Genomic DNA, 21,343 nt, shown 5'->3' on the forward strand with positions numbered 1-21,343 from the left:
AGCTGAGGGGGCAGTTCAAGGCGCTCAAGTTCATTGAGCCAGCGCAAGTGCACGGTTCCATTGACGATCTGGTCGGCATGGACGACATCAAGGCCGAGGTGGCACAGATCAAGGACCAATATCAGCGCCGCGCGGAGTATGCCGAATACGGCATNAGCAAGCCCTTCAATGTGATGTTCAGTGGTCCGGCGGGGACCGGCAAGACTAAGCTGGCCAGTTACTTGGCCAAGGAGCTGGGGCTTCCCATCCTGTTCCATTCCGCCGCCAACCTGGAAACAGGCTTTGTTGCCGGCGGTTCGAATACGTTGAGCCGCATCATGACAATGGCCAAGCGGAGAAGGCGCTGTATCGTCTTCCTCGACGAGGCTCAGGACCTTTTCATGAAGCGCGGTGGCCGCCGCAAGTTTGACGATGACACGGCGAATACGCTGTTGTCGGTGCTCGACGGCGTGCGCAACCGAAACGAAGCTGAGATCATCTGGATAGTAGCCAGCAACTTCAACAGCGAAAGCATGCCGATGGACGAAGCCATGCTGCGCCGCTTCCAAATGAAGGTTGACTTTCGCATGCCCAACCGCGAAGAGCGGTTAGCGATCATCGCTCATTACCTGGGCCAACGTGCCGGCAAGGTGTTGCCTAACCTCGACCTACGTCACATGGTGGACGTGACCGAGGGCTGCAGCCCTGCCGACCTGGAAACCATCGTCAACCAGGCCGGCATCACAGCCGTACAGGTGGGCGAGCTGATTGGCGCCGATACCTTGATGCAGGCTGCTGAACGGGTGCTGGTGGGCAACGTCAACATCCAGGCTACCGAGGAACGCGAGCGTGACCGCCGCATCATCGCCGTGCACGAATGGGGTCACTTTCTCGTTGACTTCGAGCACGAACGCACACAGCCCAATAGCAACTGGGAGCAAATCCTTGCCGATATGAAAACGATCAAGATTTCGCTCAAAGCCAACCCGCGCACCAACGCGTTGGGCTTTGTATTCCACAAACAGGGGACCAACTTGCTTAAGACCAAGAGCGACATCGAACACGATGTGCGTGTGTTGCTCGGAGGAATGGCGAACGAAGAACTATTTTTTGGCGAGGAAGGTACGACCAATGGGGCGCACAATGACATCACACGCGTGACGCAGTTACTGCACCACGCTGTCGGCGAGATGGGCATGTACCGTAAAACCCGCCTGAACTACGGGTCACTTACCAAAAGACGCCAAGACGGTGTCTATGAAATGGACGAAGAGACACGTAGCATCATGGAGGCTCAGAGCGAGCGCCTTTACAACGAAACCAAGGCTGTGCTCGCCCGGCTCAAGCCGCTGACCGAGCATCTGGTTGGCAAGCTGCTGGAAGCTGGTGAGATGAGCCTGAATGAGGTGCTGTTGGAGATCCGCCGCTTCGAGACGAGTTGATAGCCCACTGCATCGCCACCAACTATGTGAAGTGCGCCTTCTTAGTCGCCACCGAAATTGACCTTTGTGACTTTGCTCAGAGGAAACACGTTCGGACTACGTTCCCATTTAGCCTGGGGATTAATTCCAAGCAGATCCTCTTGTCCTCTGACTCGTTCCGCTGCGCGGTACGGGTCTAGACTCTGTTCGGAGTCAAACCCGTTAATATGGATAAGAACAACCCCAAACCTAGGCGCGTTTCGCTGTCACTGTGCCCCGTCGATCTAACCGGAATACAGACTTACAGGCGCAGTTTCTTGAGTTCCGTGGCAACATCACGCATGACCTGATATGTTCGTTAGCGCACCGACGCAGCTTTTTTGTTGAAAGACCATCCATCTACAGACCATACTCAGACTGCGATTTGTTGCAGTGTCCTATGAACATAATCACACATTGCACGTTTAAAACCAGTTGAGGGTAACCATCGGCCTCCTGCGTGCCAAGCGCCAAGGAATTCCGAGGATGCGAGAAATTCATAGTGGTGTTCAAGAGTTACCAGAGATTGAAATCGGCAGATCCGATTCATGCGCTTAGCGCAGACTGGAAATGGCAGGATGAGCATCGCTTCTGACAAATCAGCAATGTACTTTCGCGGCCTTGGCACCGCGAATCCCCCTAAGCGCTACACGAAGGCGGAATGTCTCAAAGTATTCGAGGCGTCCGCGTGGTCTAATCGGTTGAATTCGCGCTCACGCTTTATCATACGCACAGTTCTGCAGAATGAGAATGGAATCGACGCACGCCGTCTTGCCGTGGATTCGCTTGAGGAAGCGTTCAACATTGACCCAAATACGCTTTCGAACCGCTTCGCCAGCAAGGCACCTGCGTTGGCATCCGCGGCGGGTGAGCGTGCGCTCAAAGATGCTAGGCTTGAAGCGATCGATATAGATGCCGTAATCATAAGTACGTGTACAGGATACTTGTGCCCTGGTCTCTCTGGTTACGTCGTTGAACTCCTCGGCTTGCGTCCTGACGTGCGGGCATTCGATCTCGTCGGGCAGGGTTGCGCCGCCGCTTTACCAAATTTCCAGTTAGGCGCTGCGATGCTGGCGTCCGGCGCGTGTGAGCACGTGTTATCAATTTGCGTTGAATTGAGTAGCGCTGCCATGTACCTGGACAACGATGCGGGCGTGTTAATCAGTGCTTGCCTGTTTGGTGACGGCGCTGGTGCTGCAATACTGTCGCGGCACGCAGATCCATCGCGACGAAGTGTCTGCTGGATGGACAGCGAATCGCTAATGGATCCCTCCCGACGCGACGCACTCATGTTCGAGCAGCGCGATGGGATGTTAAGAAACATTCTGACGCAAGCCGTTCCGGAGCTGGCGGCGGAGTATGCTAAGAGAGTTCTCGGCACAGTACTTGAGCGCGCAGTGCTAACCCCCAGCGACGTGAAGACCTGGATTCTTCATGCGGGCGGGCGCGACGTATTATTGGCGCTCGAAAGACGCTTCGAACTACAGAGCCAAGACTTTCGCTACAGCGCGGCAATGCTTCGAGAATATGGCAACATGTCGAGCGCCTTCGTTTACTTCGTAATGGAAGCCGCGCTGGCCGACAATGCGCCGGGAGGTTGGTGGTGGCTGTCATCCTTCGGCGCGGGATTCAGCTGCCACGGCGCATTGCTCCGTGTCGATTGATGCGCTCCCTTGCTCATGTTGTTGAACGTATAACAAGAATATGATCGCTGCAAGGATTGTTACGCCCGAAGCGCTGGATGGGCTTGCTGAAGACGACCCGGCAGCAATGCGCTCGCGGTGCGATCTGCAGCGTCTGCATCGCGTGATGGGAACTCGCTCGACTATCGTGCGAGCATTGAGGGAAATCAATGCCTCACGGCAAGAATCGTCGAGACCTCTGCGCATACTTGAACTCGGCGCGGGTGATGGCAGTCTGATGCTAGGGGTGGCACGCGCACTCGGCCCTACCTGGTCAAACGTCGAACTCACTTTGCTTGATCGACAAAACTTAGTCGACGCCCCAACCTTCGCGCGTTACGCCGAGCTTGGCTGGACCGCTATCACGGAAATTGTCGATGTTCTCGATTGGGCTGCACGTGGCAATGGCGCGCCTACCGACAACGCGACTACAAGCTGGGATCTGATCGTAACAAATCTCTTCCTTCACCATTTCGAGGGCACCGAGTTGGCTGTGGTCCTGTCTGCCGCTGCAGCAAGCAGCAAATACTTTTTCGCTTGCGAGCCTCGCCGTGCCTGGCTCGCACTGGCAGGTAGCCGGCTCATTGGCGTGATCGGTGTCAATGCAGTAACGCGTGGGGATGCGGTGCTGAGCGTGCGCGCTGGCTTCAGGGACAAAGAGCTTACAAAGCTATGGCCGATTCGCGGTCGGGATTGGAAGCTCGGCGAATACCCCTCGGGACTGTTCAGCCATTGCTTTCGCGCGCAACGCATCAAGTTAGAATGTGGCCCAGAATAGTGGCTATGCTCAAATGAACATCAAGCCTGACACTGCCCGCGGCTACGAAGATCCAAATAGCTATGATGCCATTGTTATTGGCGCGGGTCCGGCAGGTTCGTCGGCGGCAATCTTGCTTTCGCGCGCGGGTTGGTTGGTCGCGCTCGTCGAGAAACAGTCTTTTCCCCGACGCAAGGTTTGCGGAGAGTGCATCGCAGCAAGTAACTTGCCTCTGCTTGATGCACTTGGTATCGGCCTCGAATTCGACGATGCAGCTGGACCCGAATTGCGCAAGGTGGCCTTAATGCGTGGCAACCGGCAAGTGGTTGCCAACCTACCAAGTGCTTCTAACGACCAGTATGCGTGGGGCAAAGCACTCGGGCGCGAAGTACTCGATTCGCTGTTGCTCGATCGCGCTAGACTCGTAGGGGTACACGTCCTGCAGCCCTGGTCCCTTCTGAACATCACGGGGAACGTAGGAAACTGGCATTGCGAAATTCGCGCGCAGGATTCAGGTGTCGTCCGGAGCCTCCTGGCACCTATCGTGATTGACGCGCATGGATCGTGGGAGGAGCTGCCCTTTGCTCGACGCCGCGAGAATCATCACGCCGTACATCGTGGCAGTGACTTGCTCGCATTCAAAGCCAATTTCCGCCATGCCACGCTGGAAGAAGGTCTGCTGCCCATACTGTCATTCGATGGCGGATATGGCGGCATGGTCGTCGCAGCCGACGCAATGACCACCATTGCTTGCTGCATTCGCCGTGACCGGCTCAAAGCTTATCGCGCTTCAGCGCCGAGCTTGAGTGCTGGCGATGTGGTTGAAGCCTTGCTTAAGCGTGCCTGCAAAGGGGTATGTGTCGCGCTGCATACGGCCTCGCGAGAGGGGCCATGGCTCGCAACCGGGGCGCTGAGCCCAGGTATTCGGCTCGGCACCAACGATGGTCTGTTCCGGGTGGGGAACGCGGCTGGCGAAGCACACCCCGTGATTGGTGAAGGCATGAGCATGGCAATACAGTCGGCCTGGCTTCTCTGCACTCACTTGCTGACCCCCGCGCTGAGACACGCCGACGAGATCGCATGGCAACGCGGGATTGTGCATCGTTATGAGGCAGAGTGGCGCCGTGAATTCACGCCCCGTTTGCGACTTGCTGCGTGCTTTGCCCATTTGCTCATGGGCCCCGCTACGGCCGCACCGACGATGGCCTTGATGCGAGTCTGGCCAGGCGTACTAACGCTGGGGGCGAAGTTGGGTGGCAAAACACGATGCGCAGTGGACATGAGCGAAATGAACAAATTGATAAGCCAGTTGCCGATGAGTGCCATAAAGAAATAATTACATCTGTGCTGATGGCATTTTTCAAGTAGGGAGATGGTGGCGCCAACACCCGCATTTCCGCTCCACACCGACTATCCTGACTCAGCGCACAAACTGATCTGACTATCTCAAGCCATTGTGCGATCAGGTCTGTGCGTTATCAAACAGACAGGATGCGGCTTCCACATCAGCATATCTATAATGCATTTTCATGAGCGTTTACGCTTAAGTAAGGTCTTGCCCCATCCCCATGCAGTGCATAGCGCTTGGCGGTGTGCGTTCGCGTCTGATGGCCGCAGCAAACTTGAGCACCCACGTTGAGAACGTATCCATAATCGGGGATGAACATGACAGAGATACGCAAGGGGCAGGCTCCAACACCTTTAACACGCGAGCAGTTCCGCGAACGCTACATGGTCCGCTTCTACGATCCTGCCTATACGGACGAATCGGCGGCGATCGCGCGGCTTGAAGAAATTGCATGGCAGGCGCTGCAAGCGGGACGCAAGGCGCCACTCACGCGCTTGGCCGGCATTGGCTTTGCAGACCCAAGCTATCAGATCTCGGCGCAATGGCTGGCCACCCGCCAGCGCCTGCATCTGGCCCAACAGCGCTGGCACGAGAACAATGCGCCGTCGCGCGTACTGTTGGTATGTGGCAGCGCACGCAATGATGGCAGCTGCGCTGGTGAGATATCGAAAACCTGGCGTCTGACCGCCATTGCGCAACAGATCATTGAAGATGCGGATATCGAAGCCGATGTGCTCGACCTGAGTCTGGTTACTTCGGAATACGGGCGCAGCATCCAGCCATGCAAAGCGTGTGCGTCCAGTGCCATGCCGCTGTGCCATTGGCCCTGCAGCTGTTACCCCAACCATGCGCTTGATCAGGCCAACGACTGGATGGCCGAGATCTATGAGCGCTGGGTCTCTGCCCATGCCGTGATCATTCTGGCTCCTACATATTGGTACCAGTCACCGAGCCCGCTGAAACTGATGATGGATCGCATGGTGTGTGCCGACGGCGGTAACCCCGACCCGACAACAACCCACGGCAAGCATCTGGCCGAGGCCAAACTGATAGAAGAGAAAGGCTGGGACTACCCCAAGCACCTAGCGGGGCGCGTGTTCGGCGTCGTGGTGCATGGCGATGTGGCAGGCGTTGAATCGCATCGACGCAATCTGTGCGACTGGCTGGCGTGGATGGGCTTGATCGACGCAGGCACTGCCTCAAAGCTTGCCCGCTACATCGGCTATTTCGGCCCTTATTGCGATAGTCATGAAGCTTTGGACAAGGATTCGGCGATACAGGAGGAAGTCCGTAACGTTGCCCGCTCGGTGGTCTGTGCGGTCAAGGAACTGCGTGCCGGACGGCTGAACCCGCCGGACAGGAACACCCGGCCACCGCGGCCCAAGTGAGACCGCATGACAATTAGTCGTGCCGATTTGTGGTCAGTTCATGAGCGCGTCGGCATATGTCCCCACCCCGATCCCGGGTATATTTGAGAGGCCTCAACATGACAGAGAAAACAGCGAGCGTACATTGGGAAGGTTCCGCCAAAGAAGGCCTGGGACAGATCAGCACCGAGAGTGGCGCACTCACTAACTACCCCTATGGATTCGCCAGTCGCTTCGAGGATGATCGGAGCGGCAGCAACCCCGAGGAAATCTTGGGAGCGGCGCATGCGGCCTGTTTCACGATGGCGTTTTCATTTGCCTGTGACAAGGCTGGCTTTGCCACTACCCTGCTCGAAACCAAGGCCAGTGTACGTCTATCTGCACAGGGCGATGCTTTCGTTATCGACAGGATCGTGTTGCAGCTGACCGCCTCCATACCCAGCATCGACCAAGCCCGTTTTCAGGAAATCGCCCAGGCAGCCAAACGCGACTGCCCACTTTCCAAAGCGCTGGCGAGCGTGGCTGAAATCACACTGCAAGCAAGCTTGATTAGCGAGGGCTGTGCAGGCGGTGACGCATGAACGCCGGTATGATAAACACGTCTGCGCAGGCTCTGCCTGATAACACTCCTGTTGTAATGGAGCAACCAGAGAGGGCACTGACGGGGGGGCGAGCACAGCCTTGGGGATACACACGCTCCACTGAGCCTGTTGGAATATGGCGACTACGAATGCCCTGCCTGCATCCGTGCCGAGCCACCGACACTACGTTTGATCGAAGCTGGCGGATCGCGCATGCGCTTCATCTTCCGCCATTATCTTTGGGTAGAACTGCATCCCAACGCTCAGCTCGCGGCCGAGGCCGCTGAAGCGGCCGCAGCGCAAGGGAAATTCTGGCCAATGCATCACCTGCTATTCAAGCAGAGCCATGGCCTGGCCTTGTTGGCGCTGACTCGGTATGCCGAATCGATTGATCTCGACATGATCCGCTTCAAGGCTGAAATGGCTGATCGGATGTACACACAACGCGTGCAGGAGCACCGGCGCGCTGGAGAGCAGAGCGGCCTGAAAAAAACACCATGCTACTTTCTCAATGGCAACCGGGTGGACGTTTCAGGCGGCGTCGGGCAGCTTGAAGAGGCTGTGCAAGCGGCTCTGTCCAAGCAGCCACTGAGCAAAGCCGTTGAACGATAACTGCTTCAGCGGCATTCGAGAAGAAGCTTAGGTAGCCTCCTTTTCGCAACCACTTTCCACCCTATGACGCTGGTAAATTCCGCTGTCACCAGAGTCCTAGTAACGGGGCGATCGCAGCATACAACTAAGCGGCTGGTAAGAATCACAATGCAGACCGAAACCTCCAGTGTGTCCAATGGCCGCTCAGGCCGAAGATCTGTCGTTGGCATATGAGTTGGTAGTGTGTAAGAAAGCTGAGGTCGCCGCCCCTCGTGGTTTTCCCCACATCCCTCATGGGTAGTGTGAAAAGCCACTTTTGCCTACCTGAACTCAGGAGAACAAAACAAGGAGAGATGTACATCCATGTATTTACTTTTGGTCAAAACCTGACTAAAGTACATCCAATGTACATCCGCTAAATTCTACCCATGCACACCACACGTATCTTCAAAAATGGCAACTCGCAGGCCGTGCGCATTCCGGCGGATTTAGCCTACGACCGCACAGACATGGAATTGGTCATTGAGCGGGTAGGGGATGAGATCCGCATTCGCCCAGCTCGACGCTCCCTTTCCGGGGTACTTGGCAAATTTGCCAAGTTCTCATCCGACTTCATGGCAGGTGGTCGTGGAGAGCAAGAACAGGCAGAAAGGGATGCGCTGTAATGCCTCGGTACATGCTCGACACCAACATGTGTATCTACCTCATGAAAAACCAGCCTGAGGAGGTTGCCCAGCGGTTTGCAACATGCTTGGTCGGTGATGTTGTGATGTCCTCCATCACCTATGCCGAGTTGGAGTACGGCGTTGCGGTATGCGCCAATCCGGAAAGGGAACAGGAAAATCTGGCCAGTCTGATTGAAGACATTCCCGTGATGCCTTTTGATCAACGTGCTGGGCAAGCCTATGGTCCCATCAGACTTGCTACACGCGAAAGCAAGAAGGACCACCTCGACAAGCTGATCGCTGCTCATGCAGCATCACTAGATGTTGTTCTGGTGACCAACAACATGAAGGATTTTGCGAAGTATCCCGGTGTGTTCACCGAGAACTGGCTGGAGCCTGCCCGACGTTGACAAGCTCCTGTCATTTGTTCTATGTTCGCGCCATGGTCGGTCGTTCCATTGAGAATGGCCAGGCGCCGGGGTAGGGCACCAGACCTTCACGTATTTCGATGCGTGGCACCCAGCAACATGATGGGTTTCGGGCCACCAACAAAACTTAAAACGAACCGGGACGACTCATCATGAAAAACTTCCTCACCTTCGCGCTCAAGTTGGGCATCATTTTCATCAAATTCGCTTTTCTCATGGCGGTTTGTCTTGGGAAAGCCGCATTTGTTTGCCTTGTCGTTTTGTTACGATTGCTTGGGCGATCCTCAGACGGTAGGGCAGAAGCAGAGGCAAAGGGGTTGAGTGTTAACCCCCTTGATGGAAAAGTTCTCTAGGTCTAGAGACCAGTTGCACCCACTCCTTTCCTACCTGCAACGTTGCCCTTATCGGCTGCGCTTTTTTGCATCTCCCCAATCCCATTAAGCACTCGATGTCCTGCCCAGGCCATCATGCCTGACCAGATAATGGGAAAGCCGAGATACATCCCGATCAGAATCACGTTCAGAATCGCTTGCTTCTGAAACCCTGTGGCGTCCAGGGGAGCATTGAAGAAGTGATCCACGACGTTACTTGCGCCGGGAAACATGGATCCAATCAGATTGTCATCCAGCCAACGCGCTACAAACCACATCATGGGCCACATCTTGACCGTGAAGATGGCCAAGCCCCCTGCGATCATCACACGCAAACTGAAACACCCCACGACCAACGCGATGGGCATGAACATATAAAGTGCCATCAGGATCAAGGGCTGGGCCATGGAGATGGAATCAATGATTGGGACTCTTGCGCTGGAAGCCACAACACCTTCCATCACACTGCCAACAAGCCCCAGTGACTCAGGGAGAATCTGGGCGACTCGCGCCGAGGACATCACAAAGAATCCCTTGTCACCCCGGTCATCTCCGACATTGCTGACTATGGAGTTCCCATCCGGGCGGGTATTTCGCACCGCAAGAATCGCTAAGGCGTCCTGACGTTGTTCATCAGGAACACCAGAGGTGATCATGTTGAATTTGTGAACCAAAGTTGAGGTGGTATCCAGTGACGAGACCATCTTGGAGCGTAGCCCCAGGCTACTATCCGACCACCATTGCCCGCAGTTGGGTCGTCCTGCATCGGGCTTGATATCGTTGTCGGCCACATCTGCGTCCTGTACCGGGTCGAGCGGCCAGCCCGAAACAGGGGCTTGGGCATAGAGGGCAGGGTAGAGCGTAGAATCAGTACGGAAAGCGTGAGAGCCCATCCATTCTGTATCTCCCGCACCATAGGTCTTGATGGCTGACACAACAGCACTGCTGGGTGGTTGCGCGACCAAGTAACGCGAGCGCGCCGGAATGAAACACTCATTCTGGAAGCGCTGGATCTCCGCACGCAACTGCGGATCTGACACACTCACCGCCTGGAGCTGGGCGGCCATTTCCCGGTAGCCTTCACGGTTAGACCCAATGCCTGCCTTGACCGCCTCATTGATACCGGATGACAACCCCATGACGGCATACCAGAACACAGGCACCTGAACCGTCGCAGGCGTGCTGGTGAAGCCATTGGTGCCGTAAGTGCTACCCGAGTTTGTGCCGTTCACCGTGGTCGGGTTGGGATTGATCGTTGTCGCGTCCTCCGTGTAGGTGAGCCTCATCTGGCTCAAGGACGTAACAGGCGATGTCGCAAAACACAGGGTCATGACGACCATTGCGCATCCCAGCTCGACTTCCATCTTGCGTACCATCCAGGCCGCGTCCGCCCCATCGATGGCCCGGCTCTGGTGAGCTTCCAGCCAGGTGCGCCCAATGATCACAAGAAGCGGCACAAAACATAGGCCGGTGTTGAGCAGCACGTCCTTGATCACTGCAGCAAACGACCAGCCATACATGGTCGTAAACAATTCAAGATAACTTTCTACGCCCATCGCATTCTCCCCATTTTCCTCTTAGCGCAATACCAGAAATACCGCGACCAGGGCGCAATACCCCAGTGCCCAGCCCGCCAGGCGATGTCGCGCCGCGAGCCAAATGCGTTCCTGCTCGGCCTTGAAATGAAACCCGCGAATGATGGCGTCCCAGTGGTGCCAGACCCAGAACAGGGCGCCCGCCAAGCACAACAAACCGACCGGGCCCACCCACCTCAATTTCCCCAACTGCATGGCATGCAAGGGCCCGGCCAGGCGCATGATCAGGACACCCATCCAGATCAAGCCGATGGCCGTCAGGAGGCCCAATACGCCAGTCCGAACTGAGCGCGCCAATCGTGATTTCCGAGGTTTGTCTGGGCTCACTTGGGCACCCTCCCATTGACCAGACGATTGCTATCCTGAGAAGGCGTGACGGCGGTCGCCGTGGACGCTGCACGGGTGCCAGAAGCGGCATCCAGCACCATGGACGCGGTGCCCGAGACCAGTTGCTTGCGGGTATCCACTTCAAACATCAGGTTTTTGATTTGCCGTTCCAGTTGATCGACCTTGTCGCTGAGCCCACTGACCGCCCGGGAGGCTTCCAGGGCTGGAATGGTTTGGCCTGAGAGCAGCAACTGGCGCAGGAGCAGTGCACGATCCACGGTTCGAGCCAATGCAATCTCATTGATGAGGCGCGAAGCTGCCATGGACTGTTCGATCTTCGGCAGCGTGCGCAGGGATTCCACGAGGTCTCGCGTGATCACTACGCCGGGTCCAGAAGCCGCGTTGAGGTCCGAGGCACTGGGGATGGAACTTGAGAGTACGGTCGACATCTGCGCCTGGGCCGTGGCGATTTCCGCTTCGTACTGTTTTTGCAGCCCCAATGCCATTTGGGTGCCCTTGGTGGGGCAGCCTGAATCATTGCAACTGGCCACCTCCACGTCCCCCAGCACTTCGGTCGCAAACCGGGAGGCATCCGCCGCCGTGGGGAAGGCTGCCGTCAAGCGCGTGGCTGTAGAGGTCGTGGAACTGGTACTCGCGGTGGTGGCACGGCCCAGGGTGAGGTTATAAGCTGCAACCGTGGTATCACTCACCACCTTGGCAGCAGGTTGTCCCTGGCCACCCGCCTTGGTGCCATACACCCAGGTAAAGCCGGACTTGCCACCATCGGATTCCACGGCATCTTTGGCAGTCGCCACATTCCCATCTCCATAAGAGGATTGCCAGCGCCACTTTTCCCCCATGGACACAGTTACCCACGCGTCCCAGGGATTCTTGCCGTCCCGCGTCTCGCTTTGCATCTGCTCACACGACTTGTAAGCCAATTGCATCGCCTCCTCAGCCTTGCGCATATAGGTCTGGATGAGTTCATACAGACCTGGCTGCGCGCGCTGCAGGATATACATTGGCAGGTTCGAGATCCCAGCCTTGACCGCATTCGAGACGGTTTCCCCGAGGCGCCCATATTGATTGGTGAGTTCAGAGACTGTCAGGGATGCATCGAACTTGCCGCAGGAATAGTTCAAGGTTGGCTGGCCCAGCAAGCCTAAGCGCACACTTTGTGAGCCCCGATACGGCGCACGGCCCACAGGGTTTTCACCAGCGAGGTGATAGTAAAGACGGGAACCGGAGGAGGATCCGGGCATGGACGCTGCGCTGGCGAGAGTCGGCACACTGGACAGCCCCACCAGGGTCATGACACTCAAGAGTTTGATTGCATTCATGCTCGGACTCCCAGGGCGTTCATCAATTCGTCATAAACAGCCTGGGTGCTCAGGCGTTGACTACGTTCCGGCGCTACAAGGGTTTCGACCTGCAAGCGCAGATTCTCCAGGGCAGGGTCCAGGGCCAGCGTGCCATCGCGCACCTCGGCAATGACCAGTGGATAGCGATGGGCAAAGCGCTGCAAGAGGTGGGGGATATTGTGATGATGACTGGCGTGACGAAGAACGGCATGATCCGTTGGCTGACACAGCGCTTCATCCACCCCGCATAAAATCACCGTGCCCGCGCTCCCCGCATGAAACACCAACTGCTCGATCAAGTCGGCGCACTCCACACTGACCAGGGAGGACTCCGAACATGAGGCCACGGTTATCAAGCCGGTGACCCCCATCATGGAGAGATCAATCTGTGTGGCAGGAGAACCCGTACACAAGCTCACGCCCATGGTCATGCGTACGCGATGTTGCGCCCAGGCGGCTACTTCCTGACGGACTTTCACATCCCCTGCCGTGCAGGCCAGCACCAGGTCGCGTTTGCCGTAGTGGGTGGTGATCAGGAGATCACACTGTTCTTGCACCGAGTACGGCACAATATGAGTTGCAGACAGGCGTGAGTCGGAGGTGTTGTGATCCATGTTGTCGATCCCCGTTGTTCTATGTGTCATTTTGAATAACCTCGTTTTGCCGTGAGCTGCCGCGCGATTTCAAACACGGCATCGAGTTCCGAACATCCCTTCTCACGCATGATCGCGGCCCGTGCAGCCTTTTCATGCTGTTCGGTCATGGCCAGCGCAATCGATAGAGCAGGGGGGACGTTTCGGAAGAGTGCTTTGAGGTTCTTGGCCAGCACGACGCCTTCGGTATATTTGGGCGGCTCTTTGCTGGCCGACTCCATCATCCGGCGCTCTTCATCCGATAGGGTTCTGAATCGCGCCACGTCCTCGATCTCATCACGCTCCATCGTGAGCAGAATCCACCATTCACACATCGAGAGCATGCGGGTGGCCTGATCCGGAAAGTCCTTCATGTTCTGTGTAGCGAGCCAGAACCAGGCGCCGAGTTTGCGCCACATCTTGGTGCCCTTCACGACCGCAGGGGAGACGAGCGGATTGCGGGTGATGATGTGACCTTCATCAGTGAGCATGATGATCGGACGCCCTTCGTAGTGCGTGCGCTCGGCAGTGGCCTGCACGTGATTGAGCAGCGACATGTAGGCCACCGACAGGGCGTCTTCATAGCCTTCGTTGGCGAAGGTGCCCATTTCCACGAGTGTCACATCCGCGTCCGGCCAGGCTGTCCCATAGCGGTTGAAGACCTGGCCACGCAGATCCTGGCAGAACACCAGCATGGCTTGCCCCATCTCCTCGGCACGCGCCTGGCGAGAGATGCCCAGATCATTTGCGTTGCGCATCTGCATCAGCGTGTGCCCCACGTCCTCGGTACGTGGGTGCGGTTTGCCGGCAGCACGGGCTTCACGCGCAGCCTGGATGATGGCTTGTGCAATCAGGTAACGGTCGGCCCGTCCCATCTTGGCTTCTTCTGCAGGCTCGCCACCGGTGATCATGAGGCGCGCTGCAATGATCATCTCGCCCAGCAGGTCGCGTTTTTCTACATCAGCTTCTTCGGTTTCTTCCTCTGCAGCTTCCTCTTCAGTGTCCTCACCAGGTGCAGGTTTTGCGGCGTCTGCTGAAAGAGGCGCAACATCCAGGTCATGCTCACCCACCTTGAGCTGGGCCATCAAGGCGGCTTCGCTGTCGATCTGATCCAGGAGCAGGTTCGCGTTGGCAAACGGGGGGAGTGATACGTCCGTGCCGGCATTAAGTTCGACCACATAGGTCGAGAGCCCCATGGACTTGAAATACTCAACGAGCAGCCCAAACGATTTCCCTGCATCCACAATCACCAGGCGTGGCCGGTAGATCGCCATGACCTGCTGAGCGATGTAGTTGAGGCTTGCAGATTTCCCCGCCCCGGTCGGCCCCAGCATTAGCAAATGCGCGTTGGCTTTGCGGTCATGCTTGTTGAGGGGATCGAACGTGAGTTGCTCACCGCCCCGGTTCCACATCGAAATGCCCGGGTGACCCGTGCCGCGTGCGCGGCCATACACCGGCAGGATCGAGGCGATCTGGGACGCCCACGCCAGGCGTGAGCGACGCATCTCCCGCAAATCAAATACGGGATCAAAATTCATCGGCAGCCCACGCATGAACACATCGCACCCAAGCAGTTCATGGCGAGGATCAATGAGGCGCAAGCCCGAGCTCTGCAGCGACGCATTCACCTCTGCTGCTTTGTTACGCAAGTCAGCCTCATCCTCCCCCGACAAGTACAAACACATATAGAAGGGGTAGAGCTTGTCGCCCTTGGCAGCCCACTGAAGTACCTTGTCAGCTTCGGCTGCGGTGGCGCGCGCTTCGGAGGTTTTGGCGCGCGAGGTTTCGCGGATTGCCGTCACCCGGTCACGGGTGAGATCCTGCGGATGGAGTACGATCGTGCAGGAGAGCATGGCGCCGGGCGGCAAGCGGTCAAAGCGGGCAAAGTAGTGTTTGGCATATTGGCGCTCAGCCGTAAAATGCCCCGCTTCGGGGTTGCGTGTCATGTTTTGCAAGACCATGGCACGCATTGGGCGCTCATTGAAATACCACATCCCGTTCTTGCTATCCGACCGAGGAGGCGCCAGGAATAGCAGATCCGACAGATCCACGCCGAAGGGGCGCTCGGCGGCGGTCTCGCCCGAGTAGGGGCAACGCCTGAGCACTTCCGATGGGGTGGTGGCCAGATCCCCAAAGGGGCGGGGGTTGAACCAGGGCATGAGCCACTCGTAAAATGCGCGCTCACCCATCGGTTGAGCAGTCACCCCGGCCTGTTTCAGACCCGCCAGGAGCGAGGCCGCAGCCTGTTTCACCTGGTCACGTGGCGAGAACTGTTCTTTTTCAAAGTCATAGCCCTTGGGGAAACGCCGATAGATCGCAACCCGAACACGACGACGCTGACCGCGCCAGATGTTGCCCGAGACGGTTTTGTCTTCAAAGCAGCCCGCAGCCTTGGAGACCACTTCGAGATGCTCGGTGAGTTCTGCAAGGTAGGCCTGGGTAAATGCTGAATGGAGAATTTCTTCGCCACGCTCAGGCGTATTGACGCTTAGCACGTACTCGGCAAACTGATGGGCCAGATCGTCGATGCCCAGATCATCATTGCAGAAGAATTGAATGATCCATTCGGCCTGGTCGTATTCGGGTAGAGACCCCAGTGCCGATTGCACCTCATGCATCCGTGCCTGGAGATAGTCTTCACTGGCCGCTTCCGTAGGAATGGGGGCCAACTCAAACATCATTCCGCAGGAGACCAAGTCGTCCAGCAGGAAGATGCCTTCCTCATCGCACTCAATCCAGGGCAGCATATCCACGAAGGAAGGGGGGCGGGAGGCCATGCGGCGACGTTCCTCTTCGGTAATGCCTGGGAGCTTCTTGGGGTCACGCCCGGGTTCCACAGAGTGGATCTGCACGCTCGCCCCGTTATCTGCTTTGCCGTGCTCTGCTGGGTCAGGATCTGGGAGGACACGCTGGAGTAGCTTTTCAATTAGGCCCATGTTTTGATGCTCCTAGCGTGCGTAGCCGGTGTCGGCCACTTCACCGGGTAAGAGGTATTCGGTGGATTCGTAGAACGGGAACAGCGTCGTGTAGCCGGGCACCGGATGCTTGGCCTGCAGGTGCGGGAACACAAACATGATCATGTCGGGGTTGGGGGCGCGCACAAAACGTCGTTGGATCTGTTCCTGGGCGGCCATGCGTACCGGGCCGGGGTCGTATTCCGTAGCAGGACGCAGTGGCATCCGGCTTCGAACCACATCATCACTTGAGCCCGCTTGGGCGCTCTGGTGGCTTGCGCCGTTATAGATGTCGAGCATGGTGGGGCCGGTGTCAGGCAGCGGCGGGCGGCGCGGGCCGCTCACTGAGCATGCGTATAGCATCAAAGTTACTGCAATAAAACAAGCTGATTTCACAGAGGGTTTAATCGAGACCATGACGGGCTCCCTTGCGTGATGAGGCGACCGAATCCAGGCGGCCGTAATCGATTTTTCGGGCGTTGCCAGCCTTGTCGATGGCAATTTCCCGGTTGATGTGAATCACCACCTCCGCACCTGCGGGGGTGACCACCGCATCAAAGCTGGAACCCATGCGCCGTGTAAGCCAGTCGCTGACCGAGTCGGTCGCACCCGAGACGGTTTCGCCCAGGATGTAGGTGCCCTTGGCACCACTGACTGTCGAGCTCGAAGTCCCCAGCGCATTGCTGCTGGTCGTGGTCTGCGAGGAGGAGGCGGCTTTACCGGCCAAGGACAAAGCTTTGAGACCCACCACATCGGTCAAGAAGGCTGGCGCATTGGTGACGAATTTGCCCGTGATGCAAGGGTTGCCATAGCGATCTGATAGAAACCCAAGCTTAGCCATGTTGGAAATACCGTTCCCGGCCTGCTGGCCAGCACCGGCACCTCCCGCATTGCCCATGGATACCGTGCGAATGGAGCCGTCATTGAAGACGAAGGTGAGCGATTGGATCACCCCTTCCGAACACGACAAGGTCATATCGCCAATGGCAATCCCGGAGAGCACGATGCCGGCGAGATCTGGTGGCAAAAAGTGGCCGTTGGCCGCAAGGTTTGTAGGCCCCAGCAATAATTTGAATTGCATGGGGTCTTGCACGTGGCCATCAACGGGCACGCGCCCGACAATGGCAGTCATCGCCGTGGCGCCAATCAGGGTGGCATTCTCGGGAATCGTCCAGAAAGGCTTGTCCTTCTTGCCGTTGGCACCTGTTGCAGGAGCGCCAGAACCTCCTTGCGCCTGTCCCGTGGCTGGATCGATTATCGCGGCATTGCCGCCTGCCAAGGCCGTATTGGATTCATTGGCCGCCTGGGCGTAGCTCTGCGGTTTCTGGCCTGCGACGGGCATGCCGCTCGGCGCGGTTCTCACCAGACCCTCACGGCCATCAGCGCCTTTACCAACGCTGTATCCCATCGGGATGACCGTCCTGGATTGGGGTGCGGCTGCTTGGGGCGGGGTGCCATCGCCCCCTGTAGCGGGAGACAAGGTGGCGGGGTTCAGGCTACCTGCACCGTTTTTGCCATTCCGCCCACTAAAATCCGGCAGAAAATCCGTGATCCCTTTGCCACCCAACAAGCCACGATTGCCACCTTGTGCATTGCCAGGGTTTGCCGCATCCGGGCCCGTGGTAGCCGCCTCAGGCGGGGTGGCACTCAAAGGCTCCGGTTCGCCCTTGCCTTTGGAGGAGGGCGTCACCGGCCCATTGGAGTAGGGGGTGCCGTTTTTGACCTGATCGCGCAGTTGGTTGTTTTCATCTGTAATGCGTTGCATGTCGCCCCGCATGGAATTGACCTGCGCGGTCAGGGTCTTGAGCGTCTCGTTCGGCGTGTCTGCGTCCGCATTCGCCTTGGAGTCACGATTGGCATTGCCGACCCAATTGTTCTTGTCCGCATCTGGCTTCGCAGTGGAAGGCACTGCACTCATGGCCGAGCCGGCCGATACCGCATTGCCGTCTCGGGAGATACGCCAAAAGATGATCACGACAATGCCGACGACAAGCGCGAAGATCACCTGGATGAGTTTGTTAGATTTCAGAGGGGGCATGGGGATTACCTCGAAGCGTCAAAGGCCTGGGCAGAGATGAGGCACACCACGGTGGTGTCCGCATCCGAGCCATTGGGAAGGAGCCGCCAGTGCTGCGGGGTGGCAGCCAGCCAATGCCCACGCAAAGCTTCCATATCGAGGTCCAGGGGCTGTGCCAAGCGATTGGTCAGTCGTACCGCGGTCACGTATTGATCCGTGCTGCGCCAGGCGCCAATCGGAGTGCTCATGACAGCACCGCCCCGGTAGAGGCCAGCCACGGGAGCAGACTTGATTTCAACCTGACGCACGCCCGGCAGCGGTTTGATCAGACGTTGCGGGGCATAGACCTGTTGCAGACAATAGCGGCTCATCTGCACCATATCTGGCGCCTCAATGCTCTCTGCATCATCGTCGTCAGATTGCGCTTTGCCTAGTGTGGTTGAGGTGGGCTCAGCCTTCACAAACACATCCAGTTCATCGGGCACATTGGCACCCTCGCGTACCGTGATGTCCAGCGGAATAAACCCTTCGCCTTCCATGCCCTGGGCCACGACACGCACTTGAGTCGCCACGTCACTGCGAATAAAGGCCTGCTTGTCGATGACCTGGATTTGCAGATGCGGGTCGGCACTGGATGGGATTTCGATGGCCGCCACCCAGGGCAGGTGCACGATGCGCTCACGCCCGGTGGCCACCGCCACCCGGATCGGACGGCGATCAAAGAGCACGCGCTCAGTTTTGCCATTGGGTTCGAGATCCAGGGGCAGTTGCGTTGCAGGCTTTTTGTTGCCTGCTGAAGCCATCGCTTTACCTGGTGTCTGGCCTGGTTGTTGCACATTGCTTGCAACAGGCGGACGCGGCGCTTTAGTGGCGCCACTTGTGGATGGTGGTGTCACAGGCGTGGCCGTTTGGCCTGGGGCTGGAGCAGGTGGTGCTACCGTGGGCGCTGTTGTCGTCGCATTCCCTGCGGCACTGTCGTCCAGCGGCTCGAAACTTTGCGCGGGGCAGGTGCTGGCAAAGAGCAGGGCGACGACCCCGAATGTAATGGGACGGGCGTTCATTGCGTGCTCCTCGCACCTTGCGTACCCGCCCCTGCAGTGCCTGCGGGTTGGGGCAACACGGCAGGGGCATTGTTGGATGGCACCTTGATGTTGGCCACATCCAGGCGCTCAGGGCGACGATTGCCAAAGCAATCAATTGCCAGCCCCCAAGGGTTCTTGTCCATGTTCACGTCGTAGCGCACCACGCGCAGCGGATAGCGGATATAGGTCGTCTTGACCGCCATCCCCTTGATGGTTTCGTTGAGCATCACGTCGGCAATGACTGTCCAGGTGTCTCCCCCCTGGGTGATCACGCGATTGGGCGTAAAGCCCTGACCGGCGATCTCCATGATGGTGCGGGTGCGCCCGATCAATTCCGCTGCATCGGATTTGTTGCGCATATCCGCTTCCAGTTGCTGGCGACAGGCCGGGGTGATGTACCACTGGTAATCAAAAATCTGCTGGCCGTAGTCCTTGTTGCCATCGCGTTGCCAGTTGTTGATCTGCTGCCAGACATAGAAGCCAAACGTATAGACATTCGGGGGCGGCACATCGGGTTTGCCCCCGATCTTCAAGGTGGCGCCATTGGTGAGGTCGGGTGGGATATGCGCGGTCAGATTCGTGTCACGTGTGCGCCACCCAATCAGGCTCATGAGTGCCACAGCACCCAGCACGCCGATGGTCCAACGCTGGACTCGAATCGTATTGGTTGCTTCTGCGATTGCGTTCAAATACCTAGACATGGATATGCTTTCCAGATTTGCTTCTCAAATTGATCAGGGCAGTGTCCGTCCAAGATCCCAATCGCCATCCGTGGTGATAAAACGCGTGCGACGCATATGCATGCGGGCGAGCCAAGCACGCATCAGGTGCAGGTAGTACATATCCGGGCGATTGCGTTTGACACCCGCCATGTGGCGCGCAGAAAAATATACGATCAGCATCGGCAGCCCAAACCCGGCCACGACCGTCCCCACCATGCTGAACGCCATCACCACCGCTGCCAGGGGCAGGCACAACAACATGGCGCCAGCAATGACCCAGAGCGATTCACTGGAGGACAAACCAAACAAGATGGCGGGCTCGACATTGATGCGATCAATGCACGGCGCTTCAGTGAGTGTGTCTTCGCTCATCATCAATGCTCACGAAAACACGCCAGTGGCTTGGGTGAAGAGATACACCATGATCATCAGGATCACGAACCCGACGACAAGCTGCATGATCAAGTTCGAAAGCTCCGCTTTCCCCTTGCGGTAATCATGGTAGGACTGCAGTGCGGCAGAGCCGACCTCAATAAGTGCATACGAGCACAGGCACAAAACCAGTATCGCAACCGCGTTTTTCCAATAGGCTTTGAGATAGCCAATAAAGTCGCCATCTTCAATGGAGCCATCCACCTTGGGAGCGGTGGGCATACCCGCGAGCGCCTTGTCCATGCGGATCACGAGCAAGAAAAGGGCAAGCATCCATCTCGCGTGCCCGCGCTGAATGACTTTGTGCCCATGGGCGAATAGTTTTCGAATCATCGTCTTCTCCGTTTATGCCAATTCAATGTATGAGGTAAATTACAAGGGCCACCAGCACGAGCACGCGAACGGCGTAGAACATGGCACGTTTGAATGCTTTGGGCCCTTCGTCGGGGTTGGCCTGTTGCGCGTCAGCCCCTAGGCGACGGATCGAATCCCCTGCCCAGAGCAGGACGATTGTTGCCACCATGCCCACGATGACGACGCTGATGTCACTCGGCTCGTAGCCACCGTTGGGGCCACCGGCAGCATTTTTGAAAGCATTGACCTGTGTGGAATTCATGGTGTGATGTGTCAAATATCCCTAGCGGCTCTGTTTCTGCTCAGTTGCGATTCAGTTCCTGCTCAGTTCCTATAGTCGCCCTTGAGCGGTGGAATCGCGCGAGGCTGGCGTGGCGCGTCCAGGTGATCCTGGATCGAGCGATTGATGAGTTCCAGGTCACTGGCGAGCCAGTCGTAGCGAAACTGCACACGGGTGCCGGTCGGTGCATTGCGCGCAGCGTCCCGCACCTGGGTTTGCAGTTGCTGCAACTCGTACTGAATCCGCGAGAGCGCTTCACGCTCGGCATCCATGGAGTCAGTCGCTTGCGCAAAGGCACTGGCGCTGGAAGCCAGGAGCGCGATCAGCAGGGTGGAGCGAAGCAAAGATTTCATGGGCG

General features: G+C 57.4%; 22 protein-coding genes and 1 pseudogene. 10 read left to right on the forward strand and 13 right to left on the reverse strand.

All coding sequences use genetic code 11. The features are described 5' to 3' along the window. Positions 1 to 173: 173 nt before the first annotated feature. The 10 genes and pseudogenes from B145_RS0113905 (at position 174) to B145_RS0113950 (ending at position 9,211) form a co-directional block, all read left to right on the forward strand. The gene (locus B145_RS0113905) at positions 174 to 1,421 is read left to right on the forward strand and encodes an AAA family ATPase (RefSeq protein ID WP_425425582.1); all 1,248 of its coding nucleotides are present in this window, start codon (positions 174 to 176) and stop codon (positions 1,419 to 1,421) included. Positions 1,422 to 2,017: 596 nt separating this feature from the next. Further along, positions 2,018 to 3,103: a type III polyketide synthase gene (locus B145_RS0113910; RefSeq protein WP_018608180.1), complete on the forward strand. Its 1,086-nt coding sequence runs from the start codon at positions 2,018 to 2,020 to the stop codon at positions 3,101 to 3,103. A gap of 40 nt (positions 3,104 to 3,143) precedes the next feature. Then, positions 3,144 to 3,899 (forward strand): class I SAM-dependent methyltransferase, encoded by a 756-nt coding sequence (locus B145_RS0113915; RefSeq protein ID WP_018608181.1) that lies wholly within the window; start codon positions 3,144 to 3,146, stop codon positions 3,897 to 3,899. 13 nt (positions 3,900 to 3,912) lie between these two features. Then, positions 3,913 to 5,214 carry an NAD(P)/FAD-dependent oxidoreductase gene (locus B145_RS0113920; protein WP_018608182.1) on the forward strand — a complete coding sequence of 434 codons (1,302 nt, stop codon included), beginning with the start codon at positions 3,913 to 3,915 and terminating at the stop codon, positions 5,212 to 5,214. A 329-nt stretch (positions 5,215 to 5,543) separates the two neighbouring features. Continuing rightward, positions 5,544 to 6,614, forward strand: a complete 1,071-nt coding sequence (locus tag B145_RS0113925; RefSeq protein ID WP_157288426.1) for a flavodoxin family protein — start codon at positions 5,544 to 5,546, stop codon at positions 6,612 to 6,614. 98 nt (positions 6,615 to 6,712) lie between these two features. Then, complete coding sequence (locus tag B145_RS0113930; RefSeq protein WP_018608184.1) at positions 6,713 to 7,174, forward strand: OsmC family protein; 462 nt, start codon at positions 6,713 to 6,715, stop codon at positions 7,172 to 7,174. A gap of 99 nt (positions 7,175 to 7,273) precedes the next feature. Further along, positions 7,274 to 7,786 (forward strand): annotated as a pseudogene (locus B145_RS25665) (DsbA family protein); the annotation flags it as partial. A gap of 407 nt (positions 7,787 to 8,193) precedes the next feature. After that, entirely contained in the window at positions 8,194 to 8,430 is a 237-nt protein-coding gene (gene vapB / locus B145_RS0113940; protein ID WP_018608186.1) for a type II toxin-antitoxin system VapB family antitoxin, read from the forward strand. After that, a complete protein-coding gene (locus tag B145_RS0113945) occupies positions 8,430 to 8,840 on the forward strand; it encodes a type II toxin-antitoxin system VapC family toxin (protein ID WP_018608187.1) in 411 nt (136 codons plus the stop codon). Before vapB ends, B145_RS0113945 begins: the two co-directional genes overlap by 1 nt. Before the next feature lie 170 nt (positions 8,841 to 9,010). Further along, positions 9,011 to 9,211, forward strand: coding sequence for a hypothetical protein (locus tag B145_RS0113950; RefSeq protein ID WP_018608189.1), 201 nt, complete (start codon positions 9,011 to 9,013; stop codon positions 9,209 to 9,211). Between the two features lie 2 nt (positions 9,212 to 9,213). Here the strand turns inward: B145_RS0113950 and B145_RS0113955 are convergent, their stop codons facing one another. The 13 genes from B145_RS0113955 to B145_RS0114015 all read right to left on the reverse strand — a co-directional run bounded on the left by B145_RS0113955 (position 9,214) and on the right by B145_RS0114015 (position 21,338). Continuing rightward, a complete protein-coding gene (locus tag B145_RS0113955) occupies positions 9,214 to 10,785 on the reverse strand; it encodes a conjugal transfer protein TraG N-terminal domain-containing protein (RefSeq protein WP_018608191.1) in 1,572 nt (523 codons plus the stop codon). Positions 10,786 to 10,806: 21 nt separating this feature from the next. Continuing rightward, positions 10,807 to 11,121, reverse strand: a complete 315-nt coding sequence (locus B145_RS0113960; RefSeq protein ID WP_157288427.1) for a hypothetical protein — start codon at positions 11,119 to 11,121, stop codon at positions 10,807 to 10,809. Positions 11,122 to 11,147: 26 nt separating this feature from the next. Further along, positions 11,148 to 12,491 carry an integrating conjugative element protein gene (locus B145_RS0113965; protein ID WP_018608195.1) on the reverse strand — a complete coding sequence of 448 codons (1,344 nt, stop codon included), beginning with the start codon at positions 12,489 to 12,491 and terminating at the stop codon, positions 11,148 to 11,150. Beyond that, positions 12,488 to 13,156, reverse strand: a complete 669-nt coding sequence (locus B145_RS0113970; RefSeq protein WP_157288428.1) for a hypothetical protein — start codon at positions 13,154 to 13,156, stop codon at positions 12,488 to 12,490. The genes B145_RS0113965 and B145_RS0113970 overlap by 4 nt, the downstream gene beginning before the upstream one ends. Continuing rightward, positions 13,153 to 16,080, reverse strand: a complete 2,928-nt coding sequence (locus B145_RS0113975; RefSeq protein WP_018608200.1) for a conjugative transfer ATPase — start codon at positions 16,078 to 16,080, stop codon at positions 13,153 to 13,155. Before B145_RS0113975 ends, B145_RS0113970 begins: the two co-directional genes overlap by 4 nt. Positions 16,081 to 16,092: 12 nt before the next feature. After that, positions 16,093 to 16,461 (reverse strand): TIGR03751 family conjugal transfer lipoprotein, encoded by a 369-nt coding sequence (locus B145_RS0113980; RefSeq protein ID WP_018608202.1) that lies wholly within the window; start codon positions 16,459 to 16,461, stop codon positions 16,093 to 16,095. A 40-nt stretch (positions 16,462 to 16,501) separates the two neighbouring features. Beyond that, positions 16,502 to 18,136 (reverse strand): TIGR03752 family integrating conjugative element protein, encoded by a 1,635-nt coding sequence (locus tag B145_RS0113985; RefSeq protein WP_018608204.1) that lies wholly within the window; start codon positions 18,134 to 18,136, stop codon positions 16,502 to 16,504. A gap of 5 nt (positions 18,137 to 18,141) precedes the next feature. Continuing rightward, positions 18,142 to 19,176, reverse strand: coding sequence for a TIGR03749 family integrating conjugative element protein (locus tag B145_RS25670; protein ID WP_018608206.1), 1,035 nt, complete (start codon positions 19,174 to 19,176; stop codon positions 18,142 to 18,144). Further along, positions 19,173 to 19,898 (reverse strand): PFL_4703 family integrating conjugative element protein, encoded by a 726-nt coding sequence (locus B145_RS0113995; protein ID WP_033407289.1) that lies wholly within the window; start codon positions 19,896 to 19,898, stop codon positions 19,173 to 19,175. Before B145_RS0113995 ends, B145_RS25670 begins: the two co-directional genes overlap by 4 nt. A 33-nt stretch (positions 19,899 to 19,931) precedes the next feature. Next, on the reverse strand, positions 19,932 to 20,294 hold the full coding sequence (locus B145_RS0114000) for a DUF3487 family protein (protein ID WP_033407290.1): 363 nt from the start codon (positions 20,292 to 20,294) through the stop codon (positions 19,932 to 19,934). A 6-nt stretch (positions 20,295 to 20,300) separates the two neighbouring features. Next, a complete protein-coding gene (locus tag B145_RS0114005) occupies positions 20,301 to 20,684 on the reverse strand; it encodes a TIGR03745 family integrating conjugative element membrane protein (protein WP_018608211.1) in 384 nt (127 codons plus the stop codon). A gap of 22 nt (positions 20,685 to 20,706) precedes the next feature. Beyond that, on the reverse strand, positions 20,707 to 20,967 hold the full coding sequence (locus tag B145_RS0114010) for a DUF3262 family protein (protein ID WP_018608213.1): 261 nt from the start codon (positions 20,965 to 20,967) through the stop codon (positions 20,707 to 20,709). A gap of 62 nt (positions 20,968 to 21,029) precedes the next feature. Then, positions 21,030 to 21,338: an integrative conjugative element protein, RAQPRD family gene (locus B145_RS0114015; RefSeq protein ID WP_018608215.1), complete on the reverse strand. Its 309-nt coding sequence runs from the start codon at positions 21,336 to 21,338 to the stop codon at positions 21,030 to 21,032. Positions 21,339 to 21,343: the final 5 nt, after the last annotated feature.

Source organism: Uliginosibacterium gangwonense DSM 18521, assembly GCF_000373965.1.
In the GTDB taxonomy this organism is placed as follows: domain Bacteria; phylum Pseudomonadota; class Gammaproteobacteria; order Burkholderiales; family Rhodocyclaceae; genus Uliginosibacterium; species Uliginosibacterium gangwonense.

Excerpts from the sequence above, each read along its gene's own strand:
- B145_RS0113905 (WP_425425582.1), top strand. The coding sequence starts at position 174 with ATGTTCAGTGGTCCGGCGGGGACCGGCAAGACTAAGCTGGCCAGTTAC.
- B145_RS0113910 (WP_018608180.1), top strand. The coding sequence starts at position 2,018 with ATGAGCATCGCTTCTGACAAATCAGCAATGTACTTTCGCGGCCTTGGC.
- B145_RS0113915 (WP_018608181.1), top strand. The coding sequence starts at position 3,144 with ATGATCGCTGCAAGGATTGTTACGCCCGAAGCGCTGGATGGGCTTGCT.
- B145_RS0113920 (WP_018608182.1), top strand. The coding sequence starts at position 3,913 with ATGAACATCAAGCCTGACACTGCCCGCGGCTACGAAGATCCAAATAGC.
- B145_RS0113925 (WP_157288426.1), top strand. The coding sequence starts at position 5,544 with ATGACAGAGATACGCAAGGGGCAGGCTCCAACACCTTTAACACGCGAG.
- B145_RS0113930 (WP_018608184.1), top strand. The coding sequence starts at position 6,713 with ATGACAGAGAAAACAGCGAGCGTACATTGGGAAGGTTCCGCCAAAGAA.
- vapB (WP_018608186.1), top strand. The coding sequence starts at position 8,194 with ATGCACACCACACGTATCTTCAAAAATGGCAACTCGCAGGCCGTGCGC.
- B145_RS0113945 (WP_018608187.1), top strand. The coding sequence starts at position 8,430 with ATGCCTCGGTACATGCTCGACACCAACATGTGTATCTACCTCATGAAA.
- B145_RS0113950 (WP_018608189.1), top strand. The coding sequence starts at position 9,011 with ATGAAAAACTTCCTCACCTTCGCGCTCAAGTTGGGCATCATTTTCATC.
- B145_RS0113955 (WP_018608191.1), bottom strand. The coding sequence starts at position 10,785 with ATGGGCGTAGAAAGTTATCTTGAATTGTTTACGACCATGTATGGCTGG.
- B145_RS0113965 (WP_018608195.1), bottom strand. The coding sequence starts at position 12,491 with ATGAATGCAATCAAACTCTTGAGTGTCATGACCCTGGTGGGGCTGTCC.
- B145_RS0113970 (WP_157288428.1), bottom strand. The coding sequence starts at position 13,156 with ATGACACATAGAACAACGGGGATCGACAACATGGATCACAACACCTCC.
- B145_RS0113975 (WP_018608200.1), bottom strand. The coding sequence starts at position 16,080 with ATGGGCCTAATTGAAAAGCTACTCCAGCGTGTCCTCCCAGATCCTGAC.
- B145_RS0113980 (WP_018608202.1), bottom strand. The coding sequence starts at position 16,461 with ATGCTATACGCATGCTCAGTGAGCGGCCCGCGCCGCCCGCCGCTGCCT.
- B145_RS0113985 (WP_018608204.1), bottom strand. The coding sequence starts at position 18,136 with ATGCCCCCTCTGAAATCTAACAAACTCATCCAGGTGATCTTCGCGCTT.
- B145_RS25670 (WP_018608206.1), bottom strand. The coding sequence starts at position 19,176 with ATGAACGCCCGTCCCATTACATTCGGGGTCGTCGCCCTGCTCTTTGCC.
- B145_RS0113995 (WP_033407289.1), bottom strand. The coding sequence starts at position 19,898 with ATGTCTAGGTATTTGAACGCAATCGCAGAAGCAACCAATACGATTCGA.
- B145_RS0114000 (WP_033407290.1), bottom strand. The coding sequence starts at position 20,294 with ATGATGAGCGAAGACACACTCACTGAAGCGCCGTGCATTGATCGCATC.
- B145_RS0114005 (WP_018608211.1), bottom strand. The coding sequence starts at position 20,684 with ATGATTCGAAAACTATTCGCCCATGGGCACAAAGTCATTCAGCGCGGG.
- B145_RS0114010 (WP_018608213.1), bottom strand. The coding sequence starts at position 20,967 with ATGAATTCCACACAGGTCAATGCTTTCAAAAATGCTGCCGGTGGCCCC.
- B145_RS0114015 (WP_018608215.1), bottom strand. The coding sequence starts at position 21,338 with ATGAAATCTTTGCTTCGCTCCACCCTGCTGATCGCGCTCCTGGCTTCC.